Below are 24,023 nucleotides of genomic sequence, written 5' to 3' on the forward strand. Positions count from 1 at the left end.
ATTTTGCTGATTTATTTGATACCAAAGAAATTAAATGAAAAATTAAAAATGGCCAAAATCAAGAGAATAAACCAGTTCGTGATTTATTTTTAAAATATTTACAAAAGGGTAAATTTGAGCTTAAATCATGAATGGCTAAATATCGCTCAGGACGATATGGAATTTATAGTTTAGTTATTAATAAATTGCAAACTGAAAGTGTTGATAAAAATGGTATTGCTATTACTGAACCAATTATTTTACCAGCCTTTGTTAATTATAAAAATACTCGAAATGGTGAAATATTTGAGGTTTCAGTTAATTATCAAGATAATATTATTCATGGTTTATCATTATATACTTTAACTGAAGTTTATTCAGTTAATAATAATAAAGTTAGTGTTACACGTAGTGTCTGGGACATTCAAAAGACCCGCGAAATTAAAAAACCAAAAAAAGAATTATCGCCAGCAACTTATGCAAATTATCGTTTTGATCGAATTGAATCATTATCACAAAGTTTTTTGCCCGTTGCAATAATGCCAGTTGATTTACATGAAAAACCACGTTGTCATAAAATTAAGTCAAAGTTAGAAATGATGGAAAAATACGAAGAAATTAGTGCTATTTTACCTCATTGAGAAAAGGGAGGGATTATGACTACTAGTGATCAAGTAGATAATCCTAATGAAGAAAAAAATAATAATGATTTTATTAATTATTTGTTATTAAAAGGAATGGTTCGAATGAAACCGATTGTTGGTGATGGCCAAGTTTTTTTACCTTTTAACCAATCAGTTGTTACATGGCAACCAAACTCTTTAATGCAAACAATGCGTAACACACGGAATGATATTTGAAATGAAATTAAAACAGATTTAAGAATACCAAATATTGATGAAATTAAATCTGCGCAACAAACAACTGCTGAAATTCAAGCCAATCAATTTTTAGTATCGTCAGCTATTGAACGCGAAAAAATGTTATATGTTAATTTTTTACAAGATTTTGGAAAAAAATTTTTGATGATGCTAAAGGAATGTAATTTAAAAGAAGGGAGTTTATTACAAGGTTATGATTTTAGCGATTGAACAGTTGATTTAGACATTGATTTAACAACCCAAAAAAATATTTTACAAACAATGAATATGATCACAAATACCCCAACAATTAATAATAATCAGGAGGATACTAATAATGGAAAATAAACAATTTGATGATTTAAACGATGATTTTGTTGAAAGTATTAAAGCAAAATTAAATCGTCGTGAAAAAGCAGATAATTCGCAATTTTATACAGAAGATGAAGTCAAAGATTATTGAATTTATCCGCTTTATTCATTAACAGGTAATAATATTAAAAATGGAATTAAAGCTTCAACAAATAAAATAACCATATGTGCAACACAAATTGAACTTGGTCAAAAAATTCGTGGATATTTAACCCAAAATAATGTCTTTAGTTTAAATGAATTGGCAGATCCAACTAATCCTTCTGAGTCAATTTTAAAAAATACAGTTAGTTTAGTTTTTTCCACTCAAAATGATGAACAACAATTTGATACGGATTACTTATATTTATTGACAAAAGAAGTGATTACAACTGAAAATTTTGAAAACATTGAAAAATTTGTAAATCAAGAAATGGAAATTCCTAATATTGAAAATAATAATGATTCAACATCATTTATTTTTCGTGAAATTAAGGATTTAACGAGTTCTTATAAAATATCGCTAATTAAAATAATTTTATCAAAGCCATTTACTAATAAAATTACTGAATTAAGTTTTATGTCTCCCAATGGTTGTTATGTTGGCAATTTAAAATTAAAAAATAAACAGGGGAAAGTTCCTAATTTGATTGCAAAAGATGGAACAGTCCTTTTTCCGAAATTAGTTTTTCCATGGCAATTGGAACCAAATATTTCGATGACAGATTTTTGAAATGGTAATCAAATTATCCCTTTAAAAGATATTTTCACTTTTTTGGATTCAAAAGGTATTAAATACAATCAAGAGTTTTCATTACAAGATTTTTTACAACTTGGTGGTTCACAACCACTCTCGTCAATTCAAATTGCTAAAGCAAAAAGAATTAAATTTAATGCCGTTTATGATGGAAATGATCAAGTTCCGGCTTTTGATAGTGGAACTGGAACAGCTTATTATCAAAAAAATCCTTTTACTAGTCGAAATAAAGTTTTTGAATTAAACTTAGATCAAGTTACAATTTTTCCTAATTCAGATTTTTCAAATTCTGATAGTACTGCTAAAAGTTTATATCAATCAATTGCATCATATGGATTAGTACCATATCAAGAAACAACAAAATTGAATTCAATTATTAATCTTGAAATTATTCCCGATGGTGCAACTCCTTCTTCAGATGCTTTTGAGTTACTTAAAACAATGTTAACATACAGTTACTGAAAAGATAGAGAATTTGAACATGCAGTTAAACTTATAAAAAATGATAATCAATGAGTAGAAGTAATAGATAATGAAAAAATTTATAAAATTAGAACTTTATTTGAAGGTCAAGATAGATATGCAGTAGTAACAAATTTATGAATAGCATGAAAAAAAAGAAATCCTACAGTAGTTTTAGAAAATAAAAGTATGGTTAATCGAATTGAAAATGCATTAGCTATGTTATCAAGTAATTTAAAATCAAATTATTGTATTAATAAAGGAGATAATGACGATTACAAAATTTTATTACCATATTATTTTGAGGTTACTAATCCATTAGAAAGTCCAGATGCAACTGACTATTATGAATATAAAGATATAGTTGTTAAATTAAAATCAAATTATGGTATTTTTACTGAAAATAGCTTTGAATTTAACCAAGATATAATTTCAAAAAACTATATTTATCAATTAGACTATAATAACTTTTCATTTCCGGAAATTAATAATTCGTTAGAAACTAGTTCGATTCCTTCCACAATGCCTTTAGATCAACAGTTAGCTAATGGTAGCTATTCAAAATACTTAGTTCATCGAATTACTAATTTAGATGAAGAAGTCAAACAATTATACTCTAGCTATGGTAGTGGCAAAATTGAATTTGATTCTTACAATGATAGTCTTACTAACAAAGGCGAATTCAAGTTACAATCTCCATCTTATATCACTGAATTATTAGTTAGTTCAATCTCGGGTTATGAATTATGAGAGTTTAAATTAACTGATGAATATAATGAGACAGTTAAATTTGCAATTGGTTTATTTGATAGCACTGATCAATCTAGATCATTAATATCCCTTATATTATAAGGGTTTTTATTTGCCAAAATCCACGAGCGTTCGCGCACATGTTTTCTAAAAAAAAGATTTTCCTTGACTCCAATTTAAAAATAGTGGAGAATTATGTATATCTGTAAATCAGAATGGAATGAAGATTTACAGATTTGAATAATTGTAGAGTACTCCATACTTTTAGAATTCGCCGCAAGAAAAATTTTTTTTTGAAAACATAGTGCGCTCGCGCGTAATTTTATTGACTTTTTAAGAAAAATAGTGCATCTATATTGGCATGGAAACAAAAGAAATAATTAACTTAAATTGAGATGAACAAAACTGTAATTTTAACATTGACGCATTAGCTAAAATTTTTATTGCTAAATTTTGTGAGCCAATATCGAAATCAGCAATATTTAAAATTTTAACTGGGGCAAAAGGGTTTGGAAAATCTTATCTTATTTGTTTATTAGCGTTATTTTATACATGCAATTTTTTAGATTGAAATTGTCTACTGGCAAGATATACTTACATATCAGCCAAAGATAACTACGATAAGAAAATGACAAGAGTTATTAATGATTTAGAAGAATATGAAGTCACAATCAAAGAAGCTATTTCAGAAAAAATAATAAAGAAAAAAGTTAGTGACACTAGATTTGAATATATTTGACCGAATGGCAGAATAATTAAAGTTGTTGGTTTTGACAACGGAAGTACTTGAGAAGGACAAGATGCATCAATAGGGGAATATGCCTTTTTTGGTTTAGACGAGGTAATTCCGCTAGATGCAACAATTTTAGATGAAAACGAATACATGTATCGATTATTCAATATGATAATTCAAATTTCACGTGGGAAAAATATTGCAACTACAAGAGAAGTAGTTCCACAATTATGTTATTCAGATGATGATGTAACAATGGAATTACGAAAAGAACAGATTATTATTTTTGGCTTTAACAATCATAATGCTGATCATATTATTTATGAAACATTCGTCCAATCTATTTTTCCATTAACAGAGGAAGTCCAAAAAGAACTAGATGATAATGATATATCATATTTTAATGATCAAACTTTTATGAATGATATTGGTGTGACAGTTGTCAGAGGTACTACAAAAGTAAATAACAAAAATCTTAATCAAAGAGTATTTGATTTAGGAAATTGATTAAATGAAAATAAACCAGAAGTATATGATTCACTATTTCGTGGGGGAGAGCGTCAATTTAATCCTGAACGTTATAGTTACAAAAAAGACTTAATTACTGGTGCCAAATTTTTTAATCCAAAAGAATTTTATTGAAAAGACATGAACAAATATTGATTTACTAAAATTAAAATTGGTGCAGATTATGCTGATAGTATAAAAGGGCAAGATGATGCCACTCAAATTTTAATAGGATTTGAATTTGATAAGGAAGAATTTATTGAAGGAATTTATATTCTTGAAGAACAATCAATATCAAGTACAGAATTTAAGGATATGACTGAAAAAGTTGATAGTATGGTTAATAAAATTAATAGTTGATCACAAATTTATTATAACTTAAAGGAAGACTTTAGTTATCGTATTGGGCATGATTGCTCGTACAGTTGGCCATTTTGTTAGAAAAACACTACTTGAAAATAATGATTGAAAAAATATGGATTTAGATATTACAAGATTTTCTACTATTTTAGTTACTGGNNCAAANGGATGAAGTGTACAAGACCGACATTATAAATGAAAAAGATTATTAGTCGAAGGAAAAATTTATTTTAGTGAGAATTTAGATGTTTTTAAAACATTTAATGACAAAGAAGTATTAGTAAAAAAGAATGGTTATTTATATCAAGAATTATTTAACTGTATTAATAATGAGAAAACTAATATTCGCGATGAAAAACCTGGTGTAAATAAATTGGATATGATAAATGCAGCTGAATGTTGTTTTAGCTATTTTAGGTTTAAATTATTTAAAAATTAAAAAAATAAGTTATAATTAATATGTAATAGGAGTTGATGTGAAATGAGTAAAAGTGAAAATAAGAATTATATTGACGAAAATTTTAAATGATTTAATGATAATAAAAATGAATTAATTAAAAAATATAATTTAAAAAATGAGGATATTGTTATAATTTCGGATAAAAAATTTGTAGCAAAATTTTCTAATTATGATGAAGCTAATATTTATTCATTAGAAAATTTAAGTGATAAAAAATTCATCGTTCAAAAAATTAGTGATTTAGATCCAAAAATGAATAATTTTGGATCTGTGGGATTAAGTTTTTATGCCTAAAATTTGAACGTCACTTAAAAATAGAAGATTCGAAGTTGATTTAGTTGTTACTTCCGTTTCCAACAAAGAAATTAATTTAAAGGATGGTTTTTCTTGTAAAGCTTTAATAGACTTCTTGCGATACCCTTTTTTATTAAAATATTATTATAAAATATAATTTATGAGGACATAAAAATATGAACAATAATAAATTTAATACTCTTAATGATAGAGAATGGTTAAGATTAACAGGAATAAAAAAATCCACTTTTAATAAAATGTTAGATATTTTAAAAGTTGCTGAAATAGAAAAATTTAAAAAAGGTGGTAAAACTAATAAATTATCATTAGAAAATAGATTATTGATGACTTTATTATATTGACGAGAATATCAGACTTATTTTCATCTTGGTAAAAGTTTTGATATTAGTGAGGCTAATTGTTATCGTAATATTAAGTGAATTGAAGATATTTTAATTAAAAACTCTGATTTTCAACAACTTGCTGGTAAAAAAGCACTAATAAATGATTATTTTAATGATAAAACTATTATTATTGATGCTACCGAAACTCCAATCCAACGCCCAAAAAAAGACAAAAACAATCTTATTCTGGTAAAAAGAAAAAACACACGATCAAAACACAAGTAATTATCGAACAAGAAACCAAAAAAATTATTGCAACAAGTTTTTCGCTCGGAAAAAAACATGATTATGCTTTATTTAAAGAATCAAAAATCCCAATTTTAAAAAATACCAAATTAATAGTTGATAGTGGTTATCAAGGAATACAAAAAAATCACAATAATGTTCTAATACCTACAAAGAAAACAAAGAAAAACCCTTTAAACAAAGAACAAAAGCAATATAATAGACTAGTTTCAAAAATGAGAATTATTATTGAAAATATTTTTGCTATTCTTAAAAAATTTAAAATTATTACAGAAAAATATCGTAATCGAAGAAAAAGATTTGGTTTAAGATTTAATTTAATTGCCTCAATTTATAATTTACAATTATTATATTTAACATAAAATATTTATTTAAAATTAAATAATTTAAATAATAAATTAATTTTTCGTTGTGGAAAAATATTAAATTTTTAAATAAAAAACATAATTAATTAAAATTATATTTTTCTATTAGTATCTTTTTTACAAATATTTGCAATTTTTTAACAAGTAATGCAAGAAGTCTAATAGATACTGGTACTGGTGCAACAAATTCTGTTATATCAACTAAAATTGTTGAAAAATTAAAACTTGAGTCAAGAGGAAAAATGAAAGTTTCTACTGGTTCTAATTCAGAAGATGAATTTTATACATATATGGTTGCTTTACATTTACCAACTGACCTTCAACAAGGAATAGTATCAACACCTGAGGGATTAAAATCTCGAGTATTCTCAAGTTCATTTGTAACTAAGATTACAATGGTTCACGGAAATGAACATATTTCCAGCCAAGGATTTGACGCAATAATTGGAATGGATGTACTTGAAAGTGGCCATTGTACTATTGCTGGCCCAAATATGGTATTATCATTCTAATTTAATTTATAACTGCCAAAAATTAATGGCAGTTTTTTATTTTAATGTTATAATTTTATTAACGGTATGAACTAAATTCTTAAATGTCTGTGGTTTCCACATGATAAATTAATTTTAAAGTATATTTTAAAGTTAATTTAGGCTATAATTTAACATAAATGAGGAGATTATAAAATGAATAAAGTATTGTTAATTGACGGGAATGCGTTACTTTTTAGAGCATTTTATGCTACAGCTTATAATGGTGAAATGTTAAAAAGTTTAGATGGAACTCCAACTAATGCTGTTTATGCTTTTGCTAATATGTTAAATAAAATTTTAAAATCAAATAATTATTATAGCGTTGTTGTTGCTTTTGATAAAGGAAAAAAAAATTTTCGTCATGATTTGTTAACTGATTATAAGGATGGACGCAGTAAGACACCAGAAGAACTAATCGTACAATTTCCAATTGTAAAAGAATTTTTAGATAGTTATCAAATCCCATATTTAGAACAAGAGGGGTATGAGGCGGATGATCTATTAGGATGTTTGGCGCAACAAGCAGAAAAAGAGAACTTTTATGTTGATATTTTTTCAAGTGATAAAGATTTGTATCAATTAATAAGTGATAAAACAAATATTTTGGTCCCGCGTCAAGGTGATACAGCCGATGTTATTGATAAGACGGCTTTAGAAGAAAAATGAGGGGTTGAACCATTACAAGTTTCTGATTTAAAAGGATTAATGGGCGATCCTTCTGATAACTTGAAAGGAGTTCGTGGTGTTGGTGAAAAAACAGCAATAAAATTGATTCAAGAATATCATTCAATTGAAAACTTATATGATAATCTTGATCAAATCAAAGGGGCATTACAGCAAAAATTATTAAATAGTAAAGGGGATGCATTATTGTGTAAAAAAGTTGCCACAATTTTTTGTGATATTAATTTAAAGCAATTTGCGTTTACGCCATTTCAACCGAACTATGATGTTTTAATGCAATTTTATTTAAAATATAATATGAATTCTTTTATTACAAAATTATTTAATAACAAAGATGATTTACAAAATTCAGAGTTAAAAGTTGAAATTATTGAGGAATGAAAAGAAGAATATAATGAAGACAACACTACTGTTTATTTAGAACTATTTGATGAAAATTATCACATTTCAGAAATTATTGGTTTTGGGATCGTTAATTCCAAAGGAATTTTTTATTTTGATTATATTCATGCTAAATATGATAAATTATGACATCAGTTTTTATACAACCAAAATTATCAAAAGATAACTTATCATGCCAAAAGTTTAATTGTAGCTTTAGCGCGTGATAATATTACTGTGCAAAATATTAGTTATGATATGATGTTGGCGGGATATGTTTATAATTCTAACGCAAAAAATACCCTTGATACGTATATTAATTTATTTGAAAAAAAACAAATTTTAACCGATGATTTATTTTATGGGAAAGGGGTTAAAAAACAAATTCCAATTGATATTGTTAAATTAAGTCAGTTTATTGGACAAAAAGCATTTTATATTAATAAGTTGCAGCCAAAGATTATTGAATTATTAAAGGCTAATCAACAATATGATTTATATTACAATATTGAGCTACCAACGGCTTTTGCACTAGCACGAATGGAAATTAATGGTGTAAAGGTTGACCAACATGAGTTAACAACTCAAACATTACGAATTGAAAAAATTGTGCAAGAATTAAATAATGAAATTAATGCCATTGCTCAAAAAGAGATTAATCCCAATTCACCAAAACAAGTATCAGAATTATTATATTGTGATTTTTCTTTACCTGATCGAAAAAAAGGTTCAACAGCCCAAGAAGTTTTAGAGGAAATAAAGGATACTCATCAAATTATTCCTAAGATTTTAGATTATCGTAAGTATCAAAAATTATATTCAACGTATTTAAAGGGAATGGAAAAGTATATTTTTAATGATGGCAAAGTCCATACTATTTATAAACAAACGTTAACAAATACCGGACGGCTTTCATCGGTTGAACCAAATATGCAAAATATTAGTATTCGTGATGAAGTTCAAAAAGAAGTTCGAAAAATTTTTGTTGTTTCAACAACAGATAATATTTTATTATCATGTGACTATTCACAAATTGAATTAAGAATTCTAGCTCATATGTCAAAAGATTCCGATTTAATTAGGGCATTTAATAATAATGAAGATATTCATACTAATACGGCAATGAAAATTTTTAATTTATCAAAAGTAGAAATCACGCCTAATATTCGCCGTAGTGCTAAAGCTGTTAACTTTGGAATTATTTATGGAATTAGTGAATTTGGATTGGCAACTGATTTAAATATTCCTGTTTATAAAGCAAAAGAAATTATTAATAATTATTATCAGCAATTTCCCACAATTAAAGCTTTTATTGATAGTCAAGTTGAATTTTGCAAACAAAATGGTTATGTTACAACTATTTTTAATCGAAAACGATATGTTCCTGAAATCAATGATCGTAACTATATTCAGCGAGAATTTGGGAAACGAATTGCTATGAATATGCCAATTCAAGGTAGTGCGGCCGATATCATTAAAATTGCTTTAAAAAATATTGATCAAGAATTTCTAAAATTAAATTTAAAAGCAAAAATAATTGCTCAAATTCATGATGAACTAATTTTTGAAATTCCACAAAATGAATTAGCGCAAGTTAAATCAATTGTTAAAACTTTAATGGAAGATTCAACAGCGTTAGATGTTAAACTATTAGTTGATATGAAAGCAGGTTTAAGTTGATATGATTTAAAATAAAATTAAATTATATCAGCATTTTTTATGCCGTAATTTTTATGATTTCGATTTTGACCATAATTTGTTGTAATTTGACACGGTAAGATTCCTAAGTATTCCATTTCCATTTTAATTATTGCTTGTTCTGAATTGGTGTTTTCAATATCACATTCAGCAAAAATTCATTAGACTTCTTGCATTACTTGTTAAAAAATTGCAAATATTTGTAAAAAAGATACTAATAGAAAAATATAATTTTAATTAATTATGTTTTTTATTTAAAAATTTAATATTTTTCCACAACGAAAAATTAATTTATTATTTAAATTATTTAATTTTAAATAAATATTTTATGTTAAATATAATAATTGTAAATTATAAATTGAGGCAATTAAATTAAATCTTAAACCAAATCTTTTTCTTCGATTACGATATTTTTCTGTAATAATTTTAAATTTTTTAAGAATAGCAAAAATATTTTCAATAATAATTCTCATTTTTGAAACTAGTCTATTATATTGCTTTTGTTCTTTGTTTAAAGGGTTTTTCTTTGTTTTCTTTGTAGGTATTAGAACATTATTGTGATTTTTTTGTATTCCTTGATAACCACTATCAACTATTAATTTGGTATTTTTTAAAATTGGGATTTTTGATTCTTTAAATAAAGCATAATCATGTTTTTTCCGAGCGAAAAACTTGTTGCAATAATTTTTTTGGTTTCTTGTTCGATAATTACTTGTGTTTTGATCGTGTGTTTTTTCTTTTTACCAGAATAAGATTGTTTTTGTCTTTTTTTGGGCGTTGGATTGGAGTTTCGGTAGCATCAATAATAATAGTTTTATCATTAAAATAATCATTTATTAGTGCTTTTTTACCAGCAAGTTGTTGAAAATCAGAGTTTTTAATTAAAATATCTTCAATTCACTTAATATTACGATAACAATTAGCCTCACTAATATCAAAACTTTTACCAAGATGAAAATAAGTCTGATATTCTCGTCAATATAATAGACTTCTTGCATTACTTGTTAAAAAATTGCAAATATTTGTAAAAAAGATACTAATAGAAAAATATAATTTTAATTAATTATGTTTTTTATTTAAAAATTTAATATTTTTCCACAACGAAAAATTAATTTATTATTTAAATTATTTAATTTTAAATAAATATTTTATGTTAAATATAATAATTGTAAATTATAAATTGAGGCAATTAAATTAAATCTTAAACCAAATCTTTTTCTTCGATTACGATATTTTTCTGTAATAATTTTAAATTTTTTAAGAATAGCAAAAATATTTTCAATAATAATTCTCATTTTTGAAACTAGTCTATTATATTGCTTTTGTTCTTTGTTTAAAGGGTTTTTCTTTGTTTTCTTTGTAGGTATTAGAACATTATTGTGATTTTTTTGTATTCCTTGATAACCACTATCAACTATTAATTTGGTATTTTTTAAAATTGGGATTTTTGATTCTTTAAATAAAGCATAATCATGTTTTTTTCCGAGCGAAAAACTTGTTGCAATAATTTTTTTGGTTTCTTGTTCGATAATTACTTGTGTTTTGATCGTGTGTTTTTTCTTTTTACCAGAATAAGATTGTTTTTGTCTTTTTTTGGGCGTTGGATTGGAGTTTCGGTAGCATCAATAATAATAGTTTTATCATTAAAATAATCATTTATTAGTGCTTTTTTACCAGCAAGTTGTTGAAAATCAGAGTTTTTAATTAAAATATCTTCAATTCACTTAATATTACGATAACAATTAGCCTCACTAATATCAAAACTTTTACCAAGATGAAAATAAGTCTGATATTCTCGTCAATATAATAAAGTCATCAATAATCTATTTTCTAATGATAATTTATTAGTTTTACCACCTTTTTTAAATTTTTCTATTTCAGCAACTTTTAAAATATCTAACATTTTATTAAAAGTGGATTTTTTTATTCCTGTTAATCTTAACCATTCTCTATCATTAAGAGTATTAAATTTATTATTGTTCATATTTTTATGTCCTCATAAATTATATTTTATAATAATATTTTAATAAAAAAGGGTATCGCAAGAAGTCTATTTTAACTTCATTTTTTCAAAAGCTAGGGTAATAACTGCTTTCCCTGCTTCAACAATATAATTGTTTCCTCAATATTTTTTATTAACAATATAGCCCATTTTTGCATTTGGCATCATTGAATCTAACCGTAAATCAATAATTCCAATCATTTGGTGGGTGTCTTTTAACTCTAAAGCTCATTTTCCTAGTGGTTGGCTCAAAAAGAGTTGTGCAATTATTTTTCTTGTTTCCATAATATTCTGGTGGGGAGCTCATTCTAGAAACTTTATGTTCTCAATATCTTTGCTATATTCAAAGATGCTACTGGCATCTGCGGGGGGTAATTGGACGCAGAATTAAACGTTCAGTTTCAATGATTTTGTTTTGTTCTAAAATTAAATAATATTGTTGCATAATAAGCGACTCCTTTCTGAATATTGTATTTAAAAAATGGTTTTAAGATATTGTTTTTGCATAAAAATTAAAAATACTAATTATTAATTAGTATTTTTATTGTACTTTTTATTTTTCCAGCATTTTTTCAATTTTATTAATATTAAAATTTTGATTATATATTTTTTCAAGATTAACTCTAAATTTTTGAGAAACAGCTAATAAATCTGCTTTTGCTTGTTCATTATCAATGCTATTATCAATTTTTTCAAACTTTGTAATCATTTCGTTTGCTAAACTAACAAATTTCTTTTCTAAACTATTAAAAATTATTGTTTGATATTTTGTTGAAATAATTGTTTCAATTTCATCAGTATATTTTGTAGCATCGGTAGTTTTAATTAATTCAAGAATATTTTGATAAACAAGCGGCAAATAAGTATTACAAATAAAATTAATTGTTTGTTGGCGGTAATCTAAAATTCATTGGGCATAATATTCATCCGAAACATCATTTATAATTTCTTATTGTTCATTTAAAGCTTCCAAATTAGGAATAATAAAGTGATTGGCAACTTCTGAAAAAATATTTGTTATTAACAAGTTTAAGTCATTATCAATTAAATAACTAATTAGTGGTTGATATTTCTTATCACTTGCTTTAACTAACATTTCAATAATGTTTGCATAATCGCTTTCAAAAAGATCTAAATTAAAAACAATCTTTGTTTTTAATGGTTTAACTTCGTATTCGTTTATTAAATTAGTAAAATATTTATTGTAAAAAGGACGATTAAGTGATTTTTCTAATAGTAAGTGGCGATGGTTATCGTTAAGCTTATCAACAGTTATTCGACGATCAAATGTTCGTTCTTTTTTAAATTTTGCACTTCTAATTCGATACATAATTGGAACATAAATAGCAATTGCAAAGATGATAATAACACTAATAACTAAGACAATGATTCCTCATTCTGGCACAACTATCCCTCCTAATTCTTAATTTTATTATATCTTAATGTTCTTAAATTAATGTATAGTATAATATACATTTTAAATAAATTAGTTTTTGTTTTTTTGATATATTTATAGTTAAAAAACATTGGATTATTTTATAATGTCTTTTATTAATTATTTAAACAATTTCCAGCATCATCTGTTGTTGTACATTGTGATTGGAACATAATAAAGATAATATTTTCAACAGTTTCTGTTTCAGTATTGTATATGGCAAATGCTCCGTCTTGTCATGTTCCATTTTCTTTTGCAAATTTGTGTTCATTTCCTTGATTCATATGAACATTGTGAACACCATCAATTGGGTCACCATAACTCATTCCTCAAATCCCAATTCTATATTTTGAATTATTTAAAGTTGGTGAGATCATCTGACTAAATAACGTTTCTAATGCACTTGTCTCTTTTTCTCCAACGTATGGTAAGACAGTAACAAAATTATGGTCAAATAACTTACCTTTTAAATAATCTAAGCAGTATCCATCGTCTCCTGTTGTTAAATTGGAATGAACGGTATCATCTAAACTAAAACAGCGATCAACAATATCATTTTGATAATTTTGTTTAATAAAATATAAAACATCATGTGGTTTAATTCGTGAACGAACATTAATGTTTACAGTATATGTTCAGTTATTTTTATCAGTAATTTCTAAATCAAAATGGGGGTTACCTTGTACTGTGGGATGACAGTTAGTTAGGATTCCTTTTAAAAAAACATAATCATTTTTTTCATATTTATAATTCCTTCTTATAATTCTTAATATTTTAAATGTTTTCTGTGGACCATATATTTATATTATGCGAAAAACATTTAAAATACCATTAGCAACCATTTGTATCAAATTATTTGCATATTAATTTAAAGACTTGTAAATTATTTGCAGGTTTCAAAATGTTCTTAAACTAATATCTTGATTTTTATAGTATATAAAAATAAAATTAAATTATTAATAAGAAAGAAGGAAGAATATGCCAGAATTACCAGAAGTAGAAACGGTCCGTCGAATTTTAACAAAATATGTCGTAGGAAAAACAATTACTGATTGTCAAATTTTTTGAAATAAAATAATAAAAGCTCCAACTGATTCAAAAATTTTTATTAAAGAAGTTGTTGGCCAAAAGATTAATCAAATTGATCGAATGGGAAAACATTTACTTTTTATTTTAGATGATTATGTTTTAATTAGTCACTTACGAATGGAAGGAAAATATTTTTTTACAAAAAAAGATGAACCGGGAAAATGACAACATATTATGGTTTTATTTGAACTTGATCATCAATTTCAATTGCGTTACCACGATACCAGAAAATTTGGAACAATGCATCTATATGATAAAAGAACTTATTTAGAACAAGCCCCATTAAATAAATTGGGATATGAACCATTTGATGAAAGAATTACTGTTTCATATTTAAAAAATGCTTGGCAAAATAAATCACAACCAATTAAGACAACATTATTAGAACAAAATGTCATTGTTGGAATTGGAAATATTTATGCAAACGAAGTTTTATTTGCATCCAAAATTCATCCTGGTGAAAAGACAAAAAACTTAACTGATCAAGATTATCAAAATATTATTGATAATACAAAAGTTGTTCTTCAACAAGCAATTAATGAAGGTGGAACAACAATTGCAACTTATCATCCTGAACCAGGAATGGATGGAAAATTTGTTCAGCAGTTAAAAGTTCATGGGCGAAATAAAATGAAATGTGTTAATTGTCAAAACGAAGTTGATAAAATTTTTGTTAATGGACGCGGAACCTACTATTGCAATTATTGTCAAAAATTAAAATAAAAAAAGGGCACTCCTTTGATAAGGAGTGCCCTTTAGAAAAAACTATTTACTAACGGATACCTATCTTTGGGTATTACCTTTTAGGAGGCCCATCCATCAGGTAATGATAAGTTCTGTTTGTTTACTATATATTGCCATATAGTAATTTCATAATAACATAGGATTTTGCAAAGTGAGTAAAATTTTTAAAAATCATTACTTTTTTCTACTTTTTTTGGTAAGTTTTGGTAAATTGGATAAAATTAAGAAAATGCTTTGTTTTGTTACGATTTTTTATAATATTTGTACGATTTTTTATAATAAAAAGTTTATAATAATAACGTGAGATTTTATATTTAGAAGGGAAAAAATTATGGAACAAAAATATCATAAAAAACTAGTTAATGCTAGTGAAATGATTAAAAAAGCACACCAGAATAAATATGCGGTTGGTCATTTTAACATTAATAATCTAGAATGAACCAAAGCATTATTAGAAGTGGCACAAGCAACAAATACACCAATTATTTTAGGTGCTTCAGAAGGAGCAATTAAATATATGGGAGGTTATAACTTAGTTGTTGCAATGGTTAATGCGTTATTAGATTCATTGGAAATTACGGTTCCAGTAGCATTACATTTAGATCATGGTCAATCAGTAGAAAGTTGTAAAAAGGCAATTGATGCTGGATTTTCTTCAGTAATGTATGATGGTAGTCATCATCCGTTTGCTGAAAATGTGATAAATACAAAAGAAGTGGTAGCTTATGCCAAACCAAATGCCGTTTCAGTTGAAGCTGAAATTGGAACAATTGGTGGTGAAGAAGACGGTGTTGTTGGTACTGGTGAAATCGGTGATCCAAAAGAAGCGTCTGAAATGGTTGCAACAGGGATTGATTTCTTAGCAGCAGGAATTGGAAATATTCATGGACCCTATCCAACAGGATGGCCAGGATTAAATTTTCAAGCATTAGAAGATATTCAAACCGCTGCTAAAATTGGAATGGTTTTACATGGTGGAAGTGGTATTCCGCAAGAACAAGTTAAAAAAGCGATTTCATTAGGAATTAGCAAGATTAATGTTAATACTGAATTACAAATTGCCTTTGCTGCGGCAACAAGACAATATATTGAAGCGGGGAAAGATAAACCAGAAAATGGGAAAGGGTTTGATCCACGTAAATTATTGAAGCCAGGTTATGAAGCAATCAAAACAACATTTGATGAATTAACAGCATGATTTGGTTGCAAAGGTAAAGCTTAAAGAACATTTCAAATCTGAAATGTTTTTTCTGAGGTTTCATTGTTAAATGATACTGGTGTTATATTTACTATAGAACTCAGGAGGGATAGAAATGAGTAAAAATAAAAAAACAGGTGCTGATATTGTGGTTGATACTTTAATCAACCAAAATGTCAAATATATTTTTGGGATTCCAGGAGCTAAAATTGATAAGGTTTTTGATGTTTTAGTTGATCGTGGTCCGGAATTAATTTTAACAAGGCATGAACAAAATGCTGCTTTTATAGCGGCAGCAGTTGGAAGAATTACTGGTGAGCCAGGAGTTGTTTTAGTTACAAGTGGGCCGGGGGCTTCAAATCTTGCAACAGGTTTGGTGACAGCTAACTCTGAAGGTGATCCCGTTGTTGCGATTGCCGGGAATGTTGGTCGCGAAGATAGTCTAAAAAGAACACACCAGGCAATGGACAATGCTGCTTTGTTTCAACCAATTACAAAGTATAGTAAAGAAGTAGTTCATCCAAATAATATTTCAGAAGCATTGGCGAATGCTTTTCGAGAAGCAACAACAGGACGAAAAGGGGCTGCTTTTGTCTCGTTACCCCAAGATATTGTCAATGCCGAAGATATTCAGCATGAGGCGTTAGTTCTTTCATCAAATTATGATTTTAGGTTCAGCATATGATGAGAAAATTATTAGTTTAATTGCTGAAATTAAGCAGGCTAAATTGCCAGTTCTATTATTGGGAATGCGTTCTTCTGACGCAATTACAACAGCTGCAATTCGTAAAATTGTTGAAAAAACAAAATTGCCAGTTGTTGAAACTTTTCAAGCGGCGGGAGTTATTTCACGAGACTTAGAACAACATTTTTATAGTCGAGTTGGACTATTTAAAAACCAACCAGGAGATATCCTGTTAGATTGTGCTGACTTAGTTATTGCAATTGGTTATGATCCAGTTGAATATGATCCAAAAGTATGAAATAAAAATAAAGATAGTAAAATTATTCATATTGATGAAGTGATTGCTGATATTGATAATTACTATCAGCCAACATTAGAACTTGTTGGTGATATTGCTAAGACGCTTCAAAAATTTGCTGCTGGGTTTGATAAGTTATCATTAGCGGCAAACGAAAATAAAATTTTAGATAATTTAAAATTAAAATTAGAAGATGGTCAAAATCTAAAGCATAGTGAAAAATCAGATTTAACACATCCGTTACATATTATTCATACTGTTCGAAAATTAATTAGTGATGATATGACGGTCACTGTTGATGTTGGGTCATTGTATATATGAATGGCATGTCATTTTCGTTCATATGAACCGCGAACATTATTATTTAGTAATGGAATGCAAACATTAGGAGTTGCTTTGCCATGAGCAATTGGAGCAGCATTAGTTCGTCCTGGCAAAAAAGTAATTTCAATGTCAGGAGATGGTGGTTTTCTATTTTCAGCAATGGAATTAGAAACTGCGGTACGTTTAAATTTACCAATTATTCATTTAATTTGAACTGATGGAACTTTTGATATGGTGGCTTTTCAACAAAATATGAAATACAACCGAACATCAGGAGTTGAATTGGGACCAGTTGATTTTGTTAAATATGCTGAAAGTTTTGGAGCAATTGGAATGCGAGTTAATCATCCAAGCGAATTAGAAGATGTCTTGCAAAGAGCTTTTGCTGCTAATAAACCAGTTGTTGTTGATATCCCAGTTGATTATAGTGAAAATATTTTATTAGGAAAAACATTATTAGAGAAAGAGATTTATTAGTTATGAGTCAAAAATATGGGACAATTTATCAATTTTCAACAATTACAAATCTAGCGTCTGGTAACTTTGATGGGGTGCTTGATTTTCACACTTTATTAAAACAAGGTGATTTTGGTTTAGGAACTTTCGATCATTTGGATGGTGAATTAGTTGTTTTAGATGGTCATGCTTATCAATTAAAAGCTGATGGAAAGGTTAATTTAGTTAATTTAGATATGACAACACCTTTTGCTTCAGTGGCTTTTTTTGAACAACATAAAAAAATTGTTATTTCACAACAAAGTAATTATGAAACAGTTCAAAAAATTATTCTTGAAAATTTACCAAGTTCTAATTTATTTTATGGAATTAAAATTAATGGTTCATTTTTAGAAATGAAAACACGAACAGTTTCACGTCAAGAAAAACCATATCCAACATTGTTACAAGCAACTGCTCATCAAGCGGTAGTTGCAAGCAAAAATGTAATAGGTGATATTATTGGCTTTTGGACACCTGCTTTTGCAAATACGTTAGGGGTGCATGGTTTCCATTTACACTTTATTAGTGCAACAAAAGATACTGGTGGTCATGTTTTTGACTTTATATTAGAAACGGGAGTTATTGAAATATCTTATTTCTCAAAGATTGATTTAGAGTTACCAACAACGGCTGAATATTTAACTAAAGAGTTAATGAGTAAAGAATTACAACATGAAATTGAATTAGTAGAAAAAGCAAAAGAGTAATTTTAATTATATGATTTTTAAAACTAAAACAAATTTAATAATTTAAAATAAAAAAAGTTTTATAAAACTTTTTTTATTTTTGTAATTAATTTTACAATTTAGTTATTTATATGGCATCGTGTACGATGAAACTCCAAAAAACAACTCTTGTTAGGGTTGTTTTTTTATTTGAAATAAAACAACTCCTAAAAGGAGGTAATGATAATTAAACAACAAAAAATATGTGATGTTAATGATTGCTATAAATCAATATCATTCATTACCGAAGAATTTGTATCAAATAAAGTTTTATGAACTTGTGAAAAACATAGAAATTTATTGAATAAAGTAAAAGATAAAAACCAAAAGCGATTTTATAAACGCTTAGAAAATTCAAAAATTATGTTTGATTATGAAACTGGTTTTTTAAAACTTTGATTTTATAAAACAACTTAATGCAGAGTGGGACGGTTATTTTAATAACTAAGTGCTTCCATAAGAATATGAGTTTAAACTCATTCTCACAGCCATCCGAGGCAAGTACTGAAATAGTGTATGAGGAAAAATGTAAATCGGCGTTGGTTCATTAGAACTAAACGATAGTCGTGATAAGTCCAAGGTTAATATCGAACGACAATAAAAAATAGAGATAGTGACTTTATAAATAAATTTGCGTATAGCATTAGGCTCTTCAAGATGCAAGTAAATTTATTTTAAAAACTGAACGCTTTGACCTGAAATGGTGCGGANGAAGAGAGAGAAAACTCTCTGGTNCCAAAAGAAAAAAACAACTGTCGATTATTAAACAAACGGAGGTATTTATGAACAAATTAAATAAAAAACCTTGAAAGTTTTTAAGTAAAAAGCAATTACATAAGAAAAAAATTGAGCGTGCTAATGAAAGAGCAAGAATAGAAAATAGTAAGGAATTAAATAAAAATGAAAAAGTTAAATAAAAAATTAATTAATAAATTAAATCAATTAATGCTTAAAAGTTATTCAGTATCATTTGAAGATATGACTGATGAACATTGAGCATTAGGTAAACAGAATTAGGAGGAATTAAAAATGTCATATTGTATTAGTGATTACTTAAATGAAAAATGAATTAATAATAAAGCATTAAAAATTAGTAATAAAGATATTATTTATGCACAAATTGATAGTGATAATGAAAATTGAGAATTAAATTTATATCTTAAATTTGGTAATGAAGAACGATGGATGGGCAATGTTTTGTTGCCAATAAATTTTGACTTGAATTTGAAAAGATATCAAATTAATGAAGTTAAAGGTTTAATTAGTGATTATTTAGAAGATGAAGAAGCAGATTACGAGGTGATAAATTATGAATAAAAGATACTTATTAGTAATTAATACTAAATATACAACAAATACTTTATTTTTTTATACATTAGAAGAAGCAAAAATTACAGCGGAAGAAAACTCTTCTTTTAGAACAACTATTATTGATTTAGAAAATGAAAATATTAAATGACAAGGATATGAATAATATGTGAAAAGATGAAGAAGGCAAACTTTATACAGAGGAAGATTTATTTAATTTAGCATTAGAAGAATGTTATTCAGAAGATAGTGCTTATGAGTATATTGATAATTTAATTATGGATATGAATTTGGAGGAAATAAAACATGAATAAAACAGTTAAAGAAATATATGATGTTAATTTAGATGATATTATACAACCACATGAAAACGAAATTGTTAAAAAAGATAAATTAATTAAAAATTTAGAAAATAAATGAGAGGAACTTGTATCTAATAATTATGAATTACAACAAAAACAATTATTTAAAGAAGATTTTGAACTAAATAATGTTGCTGTGGGTTATCATGATATAAGTGGTAGTTATAAAAATTATGTAGAAACATGAGTTTTAAAAGAAAATTCAGATTATGACAAATTAAAAAATAAAAAGGAGCAAGAATAATGGATGAAACACAACACAATGCAGGGTGTAAACATTTAACTAAGATAGTTAGTATGTGTGATATTACCGGAAATATTAATGTAAGATGTGCAAATTGCTTATATATAAATTGAAATACAACATTATCAAATACACCTGCTATAAGAAATAAATTAGAAGAATTATTATTCATATAATTTAAAATATGAGAAATTAGAAAGTAAAGAGGATGAACAAAATGACAATGAAAGATATTAATAATATGTCAAATATAGAAATTAAAACAATTAATAAAATGCATTTAGAAGATAAAATTAAAAAATTAGAAAAAGAAATTATTGAAAAAAATAAAATAATTGAAAATTTATATGAACTTAATAAATTAAAAATAGATGATATTAAAAGATTACATCATTTATTAAATAATTATGAAGATAAACAATTATATAAAGAAGATTTTGATTATATTGTTAATAAAATGAATCTTATAACAGGAGATAAAAATATAACTATTAAATTAAAAGACAATTCAAAATATGAGAAATTAAATAGTAAGGAAGAAGATAATGAATAAAACAGTTAAAGAATTAATAGAAGAAAATATAGATGAAGAAACTGGTTGATTTAACCAAGAAATTAATTATTATCATTTATTAAATAATATTTTACAAGCACACGAAGAATCAATAAAAATATATGCTGATATTGTTCAAAAAGTCTCGTATGAATGTAAAGAAAAACTTGAAGAAAAAGATAAAGAAATTATGGAATTAGAAAAACACTGTCTTTGTAAATATTGTTATGAATTACATCTGCATATCAAACCAATAGAAAAAAAAGACCAAAAAAATGGATGTAAATTCAAAATGGAATTAGATAGTAAAGGAAGAATGAAATAATGAATATAAAAAATGCTTGATTAACATTTATTAGTGTAAATTGAAATAAAGGAAAAGATAAAAAATATAAGTGTTATTGAAAAGATAATTCTATTGACATCTTAACATTATCAGAATTATATTTTAATTTTTCAAAAACAAGTGAATTAAATAATTTATTACGATTGAAAATTGTTAAGGAGGAATAATTATGAGTGATATTGTTAAAAATACTATTAAAAATGTAATATACCCATTTTCAATAACGGGAGCAGATTTTAAAAACTTATCAATGTTAGCATTACCTATTAAAAAATGAATTGATGAAAATGGAGAGGAGTTTGCAGATTTTATTATGCGACATCGTAATCTTTGAAATACTAGTCAATATGAAAATATTCATTTAAAAGATATGCCAGCTGCAATGGATAAAGTTGATATATTATTTCGTGAGCCATTACAATTAATTAAAAATTTTAAAGATGAATTAAATCGAATTCGTACTAATACTATTACATTTGAAAATTATTTACAAAATCATAAAATTGAAATTAAAAATAATATGACACAAGCTCGTTTTATAAAGCAAGATCAATTATTTAAAGAAGAAGAATTAAAAAAACAAGTGTTAATTGAAGAAGCTAATGATTTAAGTGAAGATATGGGTCTTGATATAGATTAAATTCAAGATGAACAAGTTCGCGTCATGGAAAAAATTGAGCAAATTGATAAATCACTTGATCCAAAACAACTTAAAAAAGTTGGTATTAATATAATTAAAGAAAAATTATTAATTAAAGATATTGAAGTAATTGGAATTAATAATGATTTTTTAGAAAATGCTAATCAATATGAATTAAAGCAATTAATTAAATATTTAATTGTTGATGAGAAGTTATTTAAAAACACAATTAAAGCACAATGATATACAAATACAGATACTAAATTAATTGGTATTAAAGGTATTAATTTTAAAATAAATAAAGGAGGAAAATAACATGACAAATATTGTTGATTTTTTAAGAACAGATGTAGCAACTGATTGAATAAAAAGTAAGTTTTCAGATGAAAATGAAATTAGAAGATTTAAAAGTAATTTAGTATCAATTGCAAATAATAATGAATTATTACAAAAAGCAGACCCAAAAACAATTATGACTGTGTGTTATCAAGGAACATTATTAGGTTTACCAATGGAAAAACAATTTGGTTATGCTTATGTAGTTCCATATAATACAAAAATAACAAGAATTATTAATGGTCGTGAAATACAAGAATGAGTTAATCAAGCTCAATTTCAAATGGGATATAAAGGTTATATTCAATTAGCACAAAGAAGTGGTCAATATTTAGATATGTCAGTATCAGATGTCAGAACTGGTGAATTAGTAAATTATGATCGTTTAAAAGGTACTAGTTTTAATTGGGTACAAGATGAAGATGAACCAGAAAAATTATCAATTATAGGTTATGTTGCATATTTCAAAATGGTTAATGGTTTTGAAAAAAGTTTATATATGACCAAAGAACAAATGGAAAATCATTTTATAAAATATTCTAAAACTTATGCTAAAAATAAATCATTTTATATTGCTAGTTTTGATGAAATGGCACTTAAAACGGTATTAACTAGTTTATTACGAAAATGAGGTATTATGTCGGTTGAATTACAACAAGCATATAAATCAGACCAAGCAGTTATTACAACTAATGATGAAAAGATTTATATTGATAATGATAGTAGTGTCGCCAAAAATCAGGGGCAGATGAGCGATGAACCATTATCAAATAATATAAATTACCCCATCTAATAATGAAATAGCGGACACTAACGATAATGTAGTTAAAGAAGAAGATATATCAAATGTAGTACCAGCAGTTAATAATAACAATGACGAGGAATGAGCAACTTGATAAAAATAGGTATTGACCCATCAGGAACTGGTACTACTGCTATTGTTATTTTTGAAGATAATAAATTAATTGATAAATCTGAATATACAAATCGTGATTGAATTGCACAAACCGATATTATTTTAGATAAGTTAAGACCAAATGCAATTATTAATATCGAAGATTGTTTATATACAAACAATAATGGTTCAAAAGATAGAGATGATTTATTAAAATTAATTGGAACAGTTAAATACAATACAAAAAAAGTAAGCAATATTAATTGAGTATCACCGCGTCATACTAAATCAGTTGTTAAAAATATGGAAAATTTAAGTAAATATAATGATAGTTGTATATGAGAATATGAAAAAGATACTAATTTAACTTATGAATATGGTAAAGGTTGAAAATATAAGAATGAAAAAATAAGTAATCATTTACGAGATGCCATTATTATTGCTAATTATGAGAGTTAATATTATGAAACATTCATATAATCAAAAAACTGGAAAATATTATTCTTGCAAAATTAGG

Annotated in this window: 29 protein-coding genes and 2 pseudogenes; 25 read left to right on the top strand and 6 right to left on the bottom strand. The window is 26.1% G+C overall.

Annotated features, from left to right (window positions below):
• The 7 genes from TS70_RS02520 to polA form a co-directional block, all read left to right on the top strand.
• Window positions 1-1,187, top strand: a 1,187-nt coding sequence (locus TS70_RS02520) for a hypothetical protein (RefSeq protein ID WP_198049312.1), incomplete at its 5' end; no start/stop codon positions are given.
• Window positions 1,177-3,261, top strand: a complete 2,085-nt coding sequence (locus TS70_RS02525; protein WP_198049313.1) for a hypothetical protein — start codon at window positions 1,177-1,179, stop codon at window positions 3,259-3,261. The genes TS70_RS02520 and TS70_RS02525, both read left to right, overlap by 11 nt.
• Window positions 3,262-3,520: 259 nt before the next feature.
• The gene (locus tag TS70_RS02530) at window positions 3,521-4,840 is read left to right on the top strand and encodes a hypothetical protein (RefSeq protein ID WP_198049314.1); all 1,320 of its coding nucleotides are present in this window, start codon (window positions 3,521-3,523) and stop codon (window positions 4,838-4,840) included.
• 400 nt (window positions 4,841-5,240) lie between these two features.
• Window positions 5,241-5,513 (top strand): hypothetical protein, encoded by a 273-nt coding sequence (locus TS70_RS02540; RefSeq protein ID WP_040093591.1) that lies wholly within the window; start codon window positions 5,241-5,243, stop codon window positions 5,511-5,513.
• Window positions 5,514-5,689: 176 nt separating this feature from the next.
• Window positions 5,690-6,525, top strand: a protein-coding gene (locus TS70_RS02545) for an IS5 family transposase (RefSeq protein WP_105628856.1) whose coding sequence is annotated in 2 segments (ribosomal slippage) — window positions 5,690-6,086 and window positions 6,086-6,525 — 837 coding nt in all. Because the reading frame shifts where the segments join, the coding sequence is not laid out codon by codon here.
• 245 nt (window positions 6,526-6,770) lie between these two features.
• Window positions 6,771-7,040, top strand: coding sequence for a hypothetical protein (locus tag TS70_RS02550; RefSeq protein ID WP_198049316.1), 270 nt, complete (start codon window positions 6,771-6,773; stop codon window positions 7,038-7,040).
• 174 nt (window positions 7,041-7,214) lie between these two features.
• Window positions 7,215-9,821, top strand: coding sequence for a DNA polymerase I (gene polA, locus TS70_RS02555; protein WP_198049317.1), 2,607 nt, complete (start codon window positions 7,215-7,217; stop codon window positions 9,819-9,821).
• 329 nt (window positions 9,822-10,150) lie between these two features.
• Here the strand turns inward: polA and TS70_RS02560 are convergent.
• The 6 genes and pseudogenes from TS70_RS02560 to TS70_RS02585 all read right to left on the bottom strand — a co-directional run.
• Window positions 10,151-10,516 (bottom strand): annotated as a pseudogene (locus TS70_RS02560) (transposase family protein); the annotation flags it as partial.
• A 456-nt stretch (window positions 10,517-10,972) separates the two neighbouring features.
• Window positions 10,973-11,808 (bottom strand): IS5 family transposase gene (locus tag TS70_RS02565; protein WP_105628856.1). Its coding sequence is split into 2 segments (ribosomal slippage): window positions 10,973-11,412 and window positions 11,412-11,808, totalling 837 coding nucleotides; the frame shifts between segments, so codons are not numbered across the junction.
• A gap of 66 nt (window positions 11,809-11,874) precedes the next feature.
• On the bottom strand, window positions 11,875-12,111 hold the full coding sequence (locus tag TS70_RS02570) for a GNAT family N-acetyltransferase (RefSeq protein ID WP_198049318.1): 237 nt from the start codon (window positions 12,109-12,111) through the stop codon (window positions 11,875-11,877).
• 268 nt (window positions 12,112-12,379) lie between these two features.
• On the bottom strand, window positions 12,380-12,685 hold the full coding sequence (locus tag TS70_RS02575; RefSeq protein ID WP_040094502.1) for a hypothetical protein: 306 nt from the start codon (window positions 12,683-12,685) through the stop codon (window positions 12,380-12,382).
• Window positions 12,686-12,775: 90 nt separating this feature from the next.
• The gene (locus TS70_RS02580) at window positions 12,776-13,231 is read right to left on the bottom strand and encodes a hypothetical protein (RefSeq protein WP_198049319.1); all 456 of its coding nucleotides are present in this window, start codon (window positions 13,229-13,231) and stop codon (window positions 12,776-12,778) included.
• 146 nt (window positions 13,232-13,377) lie between these two features.
• Window positions 13,378-14,061 carry a DUF2278 family protein gene (locus tag TS70_RS02585; RefSeq protein WP_308699444.1) on the bottom strand — a complete coding sequence of 228 codons (684 nt, stop codon included), beginning with the start codon at window positions 14,059-14,061 and terminating at the stop codon, window positions 13,378-13,380.
• 178 nt (window positions 14,062-14,239) lie between these two features.
• Between TS70_RS02585 and mutM the strand changes: the two genes are divergently transcribed.
• The 18 genes and pseudogenes from mutM (at window position 14,240) to TS70_RS02670 (ending at window position 23,965) form a co-directional block, all read left to right on the top strand.
• Window positions 14,240-15,073: a DNA-formamidopyrimidine glycosylase gene (gene mutM, locus TS70_RS02590; RefSeq protein WP_198049320.1), complete on the top strand. Its 834-nt coding sequence runs from the start codon at window positions 14,240-14,242 to the stop codon at window positions 15,071-15,073.
• A 352-nt stretch (window positions 15,074-15,425) separates the two neighbouring features.
• Window positions 15,426-16,316: a class II fructose-1,6-bisphosphate aldolase gene (fba, locus tag TS70_RS02595; protein WP_040094511.1), complete on the top strand. Its 891-nt coding sequence runs from the start codon at window positions 15,426-15,428 to the stop codon at window positions 16,314-16,316.
• 91 nt (window positions 16,317-16,407) lie between these two features.
• Window positions 16,408-18,076, top strand: a pseudogene (gene alsS, locus TS70_RS08405) (acetolactate synthase AlsS).
• 2 nt (window positions 18,077-18,078) lie between these two features.
• Window positions 18,079-18,804: an acetolactate decarboxylase gene (gene budA, locus TS70_RS02605; RefSeq protein ID WP_198049321.1), complete on the top strand. Its 726-nt coding sequence runs from the start codon at window positions 18,079-18,081 to the stop codon at window positions 18,802-18,804.
• A gap of 198 nt (window positions 18,805-19,002) precedes the next feature.
• Window positions 19,003-19,239 carry a hypothetical protein gene (locus tag TS70_RS02610; RefSeq protein ID WP_040094513.1) on the top strand — a complete coding sequence of 79 codons (237 nt, stop codon included), beginning with the start codon at window positions 19,003-19,005 and terminating at the stop codon, window positions 19,237-19,239.
• 365 nt (window positions 19,240-19,604) lie between these two features.
• A complete protein-coding gene (locus TS70_RS08085) occupies window positions 19,605-19,739 on the top strand; it encodes a hypothetical protein (protein ID WP_255516852.1) in 135 nt (44 codons plus the stop codon).
• A gap of 112 nt (window positions 19,740-19,851) precedes the next feature.
• The gene (locus TS70_RS02615; protein WP_040094515.1) at window positions 19,852-20,139 is read left to right on the top strand and encodes a hypothetical protein; all 288 of its coding nucleotides are present in this window, start codon (window positions 19,852-19,854) and stop codon (window positions 20,137-20,139) included.
• Window positions 20,132-20,296 carry a hypothetical protein gene (locus tag TS70_RS02620; protein ID WP_157944256.1) on the top strand — a complete coding sequence of 55 codons (165 nt, stop codon included), beginning with the start codon at window positions 20,132-20,134 and terminating at the stop codon, window positions 20,294-20,296. Before TS70_RS02615 ends, TS70_RS02620 begins: the two co-directional genes overlap by 8 nt.
• Window positions 20,289-20,444 (top strand): hypothetical protein, encoded by a 156-nt coding sequence (locus tag TS70_RS02625; protein WP_159373278.1) that lies wholly within the window; start codon window positions 20,289-20,291, stop codon window positions 20,442-20,444. The genes TS70_RS02620 and TS70_RS02625 overlap by 8 nt, the downstream gene beginning before the upstream one ends.
• Window positions 20,437-20,736 carry a hypothetical protein gene (locus TS70_RS02630; protein WP_198049322.1) on the top strand — a complete coding sequence of 100 codons (300 nt, stop codon included), beginning with the start codon at window positions 20,437-20,439 and terminating at the stop codon, window positions 20,734-20,736. The genes TS70_RS02625 and TS70_RS02630 overlap by 8 nt, the downstream gene beginning before the upstream one ends.
• Window positions 20,736-20,912, top strand: coding sequence for a hypothetical protein (locus tag TS70_RS02635; protein ID WP_159373279.1), 177 nt, complete (start codon window positions 20,736-20,738; stop codon window positions 20,910-20,912). The genes TS70_RS02630 and TS70_RS02635 overlap by 1 nt, the downstream gene beginning before the upstream one ends.
• A 41-nt stretch (window positions 20,913-20,953) precedes the next feature.
• On the top strand, window positions 20,954-21,289 hold the full coding sequence (locus TS70_RS02640; RefSeq protein WP_198049323.1) for a hypothetical protein: 336 nt from the start codon (window positions 20,954-20,956) through the stop codon (window positions 21,287-21,289).
• Window positions 21,282-21,614, top strand: coding sequence for a hypothetical protein (locus TS70_RS02645; RefSeq protein ID WP_198049324.1), 333 nt, complete (start codon window positions 21,282-21,284; stop codon window positions 21,612-21,614). The genes TS70_RS02640 and TS70_RS02645 overlap by 8 nt, the downstream gene beginning before the upstream one ends.
• The gene (locus tag TS70_RS02650) at window positions 21,614-21,802 is read left to right on the top strand and encodes a hypothetical protein (RefSeq protein WP_198049325.1); all 189 of its coding nucleotides are present in this window, start codon (window positions 21,614-21,616) and stop codon (window positions 21,800-21,802) included. The genes TS70_RS02645 and TS70_RS02650 overlap by 1 nt, the downstream gene beginning before the upstream one ends.
• Before the next feature lie 2 nt (window positions 21,803-21,804).
• Window positions 21,805-22,275 (top strand): hypothetical protein, encoded by a 471-nt coding sequence (locus TS70_RS02655; protein WP_040094528.1) that lies wholly within the window; start codon window positions 21,805-21,807, stop codon window positions 22,273-22,275.
• 24 nt (window positions 22,276-22,299) lie between these two features.
• Window positions 22,300-22,590 carry a hypothetical protein gene (locus TS70_RS02660; RefSeq protein ID WP_198049326.1) on the top strand — a complete coding sequence of 97 codons (291 nt, stop codon included), beginning with the start codon at window positions 22,300-22,302 and terminating at the stop codon, window positions 22,588-22,590.
• Window position 22,591: 1 nt separating this feature from the next.
• A complete protein-coding gene (locus TS70_RS02665; protein WP_198049327.1) occupies window positions 22,592-23,404 on the top strand; it encodes a recombinase RecT in 813 nt (270 codons plus the stop codon).
• 90 nt (window positions 23,405-23,494) lie between these two features.
• Window positions 23,495-23,965, top strand: a complete 471-nt coding sequence (locus tag TS70_RS02670) for a hypothetical protein (protein WP_198049328.1) — start codon at window positions 23,495-23,497, stop codon at window positions 23,963-23,965.
• Window positions 23,966-24,023: the final 58 nt, after the last annotated feature.

The sequence above is a fragment of the Spiroplasma sp. hyd1 genome (assembly GCF_016082235.1).
Taxonomy (GTDB): domain Bacteria; phylum Bacillota_I; class Bacilli_A; order Mycoplasmatales; family Mycoplasmataceae; genus Spiroplasma; species Spiroplasma poulsonii.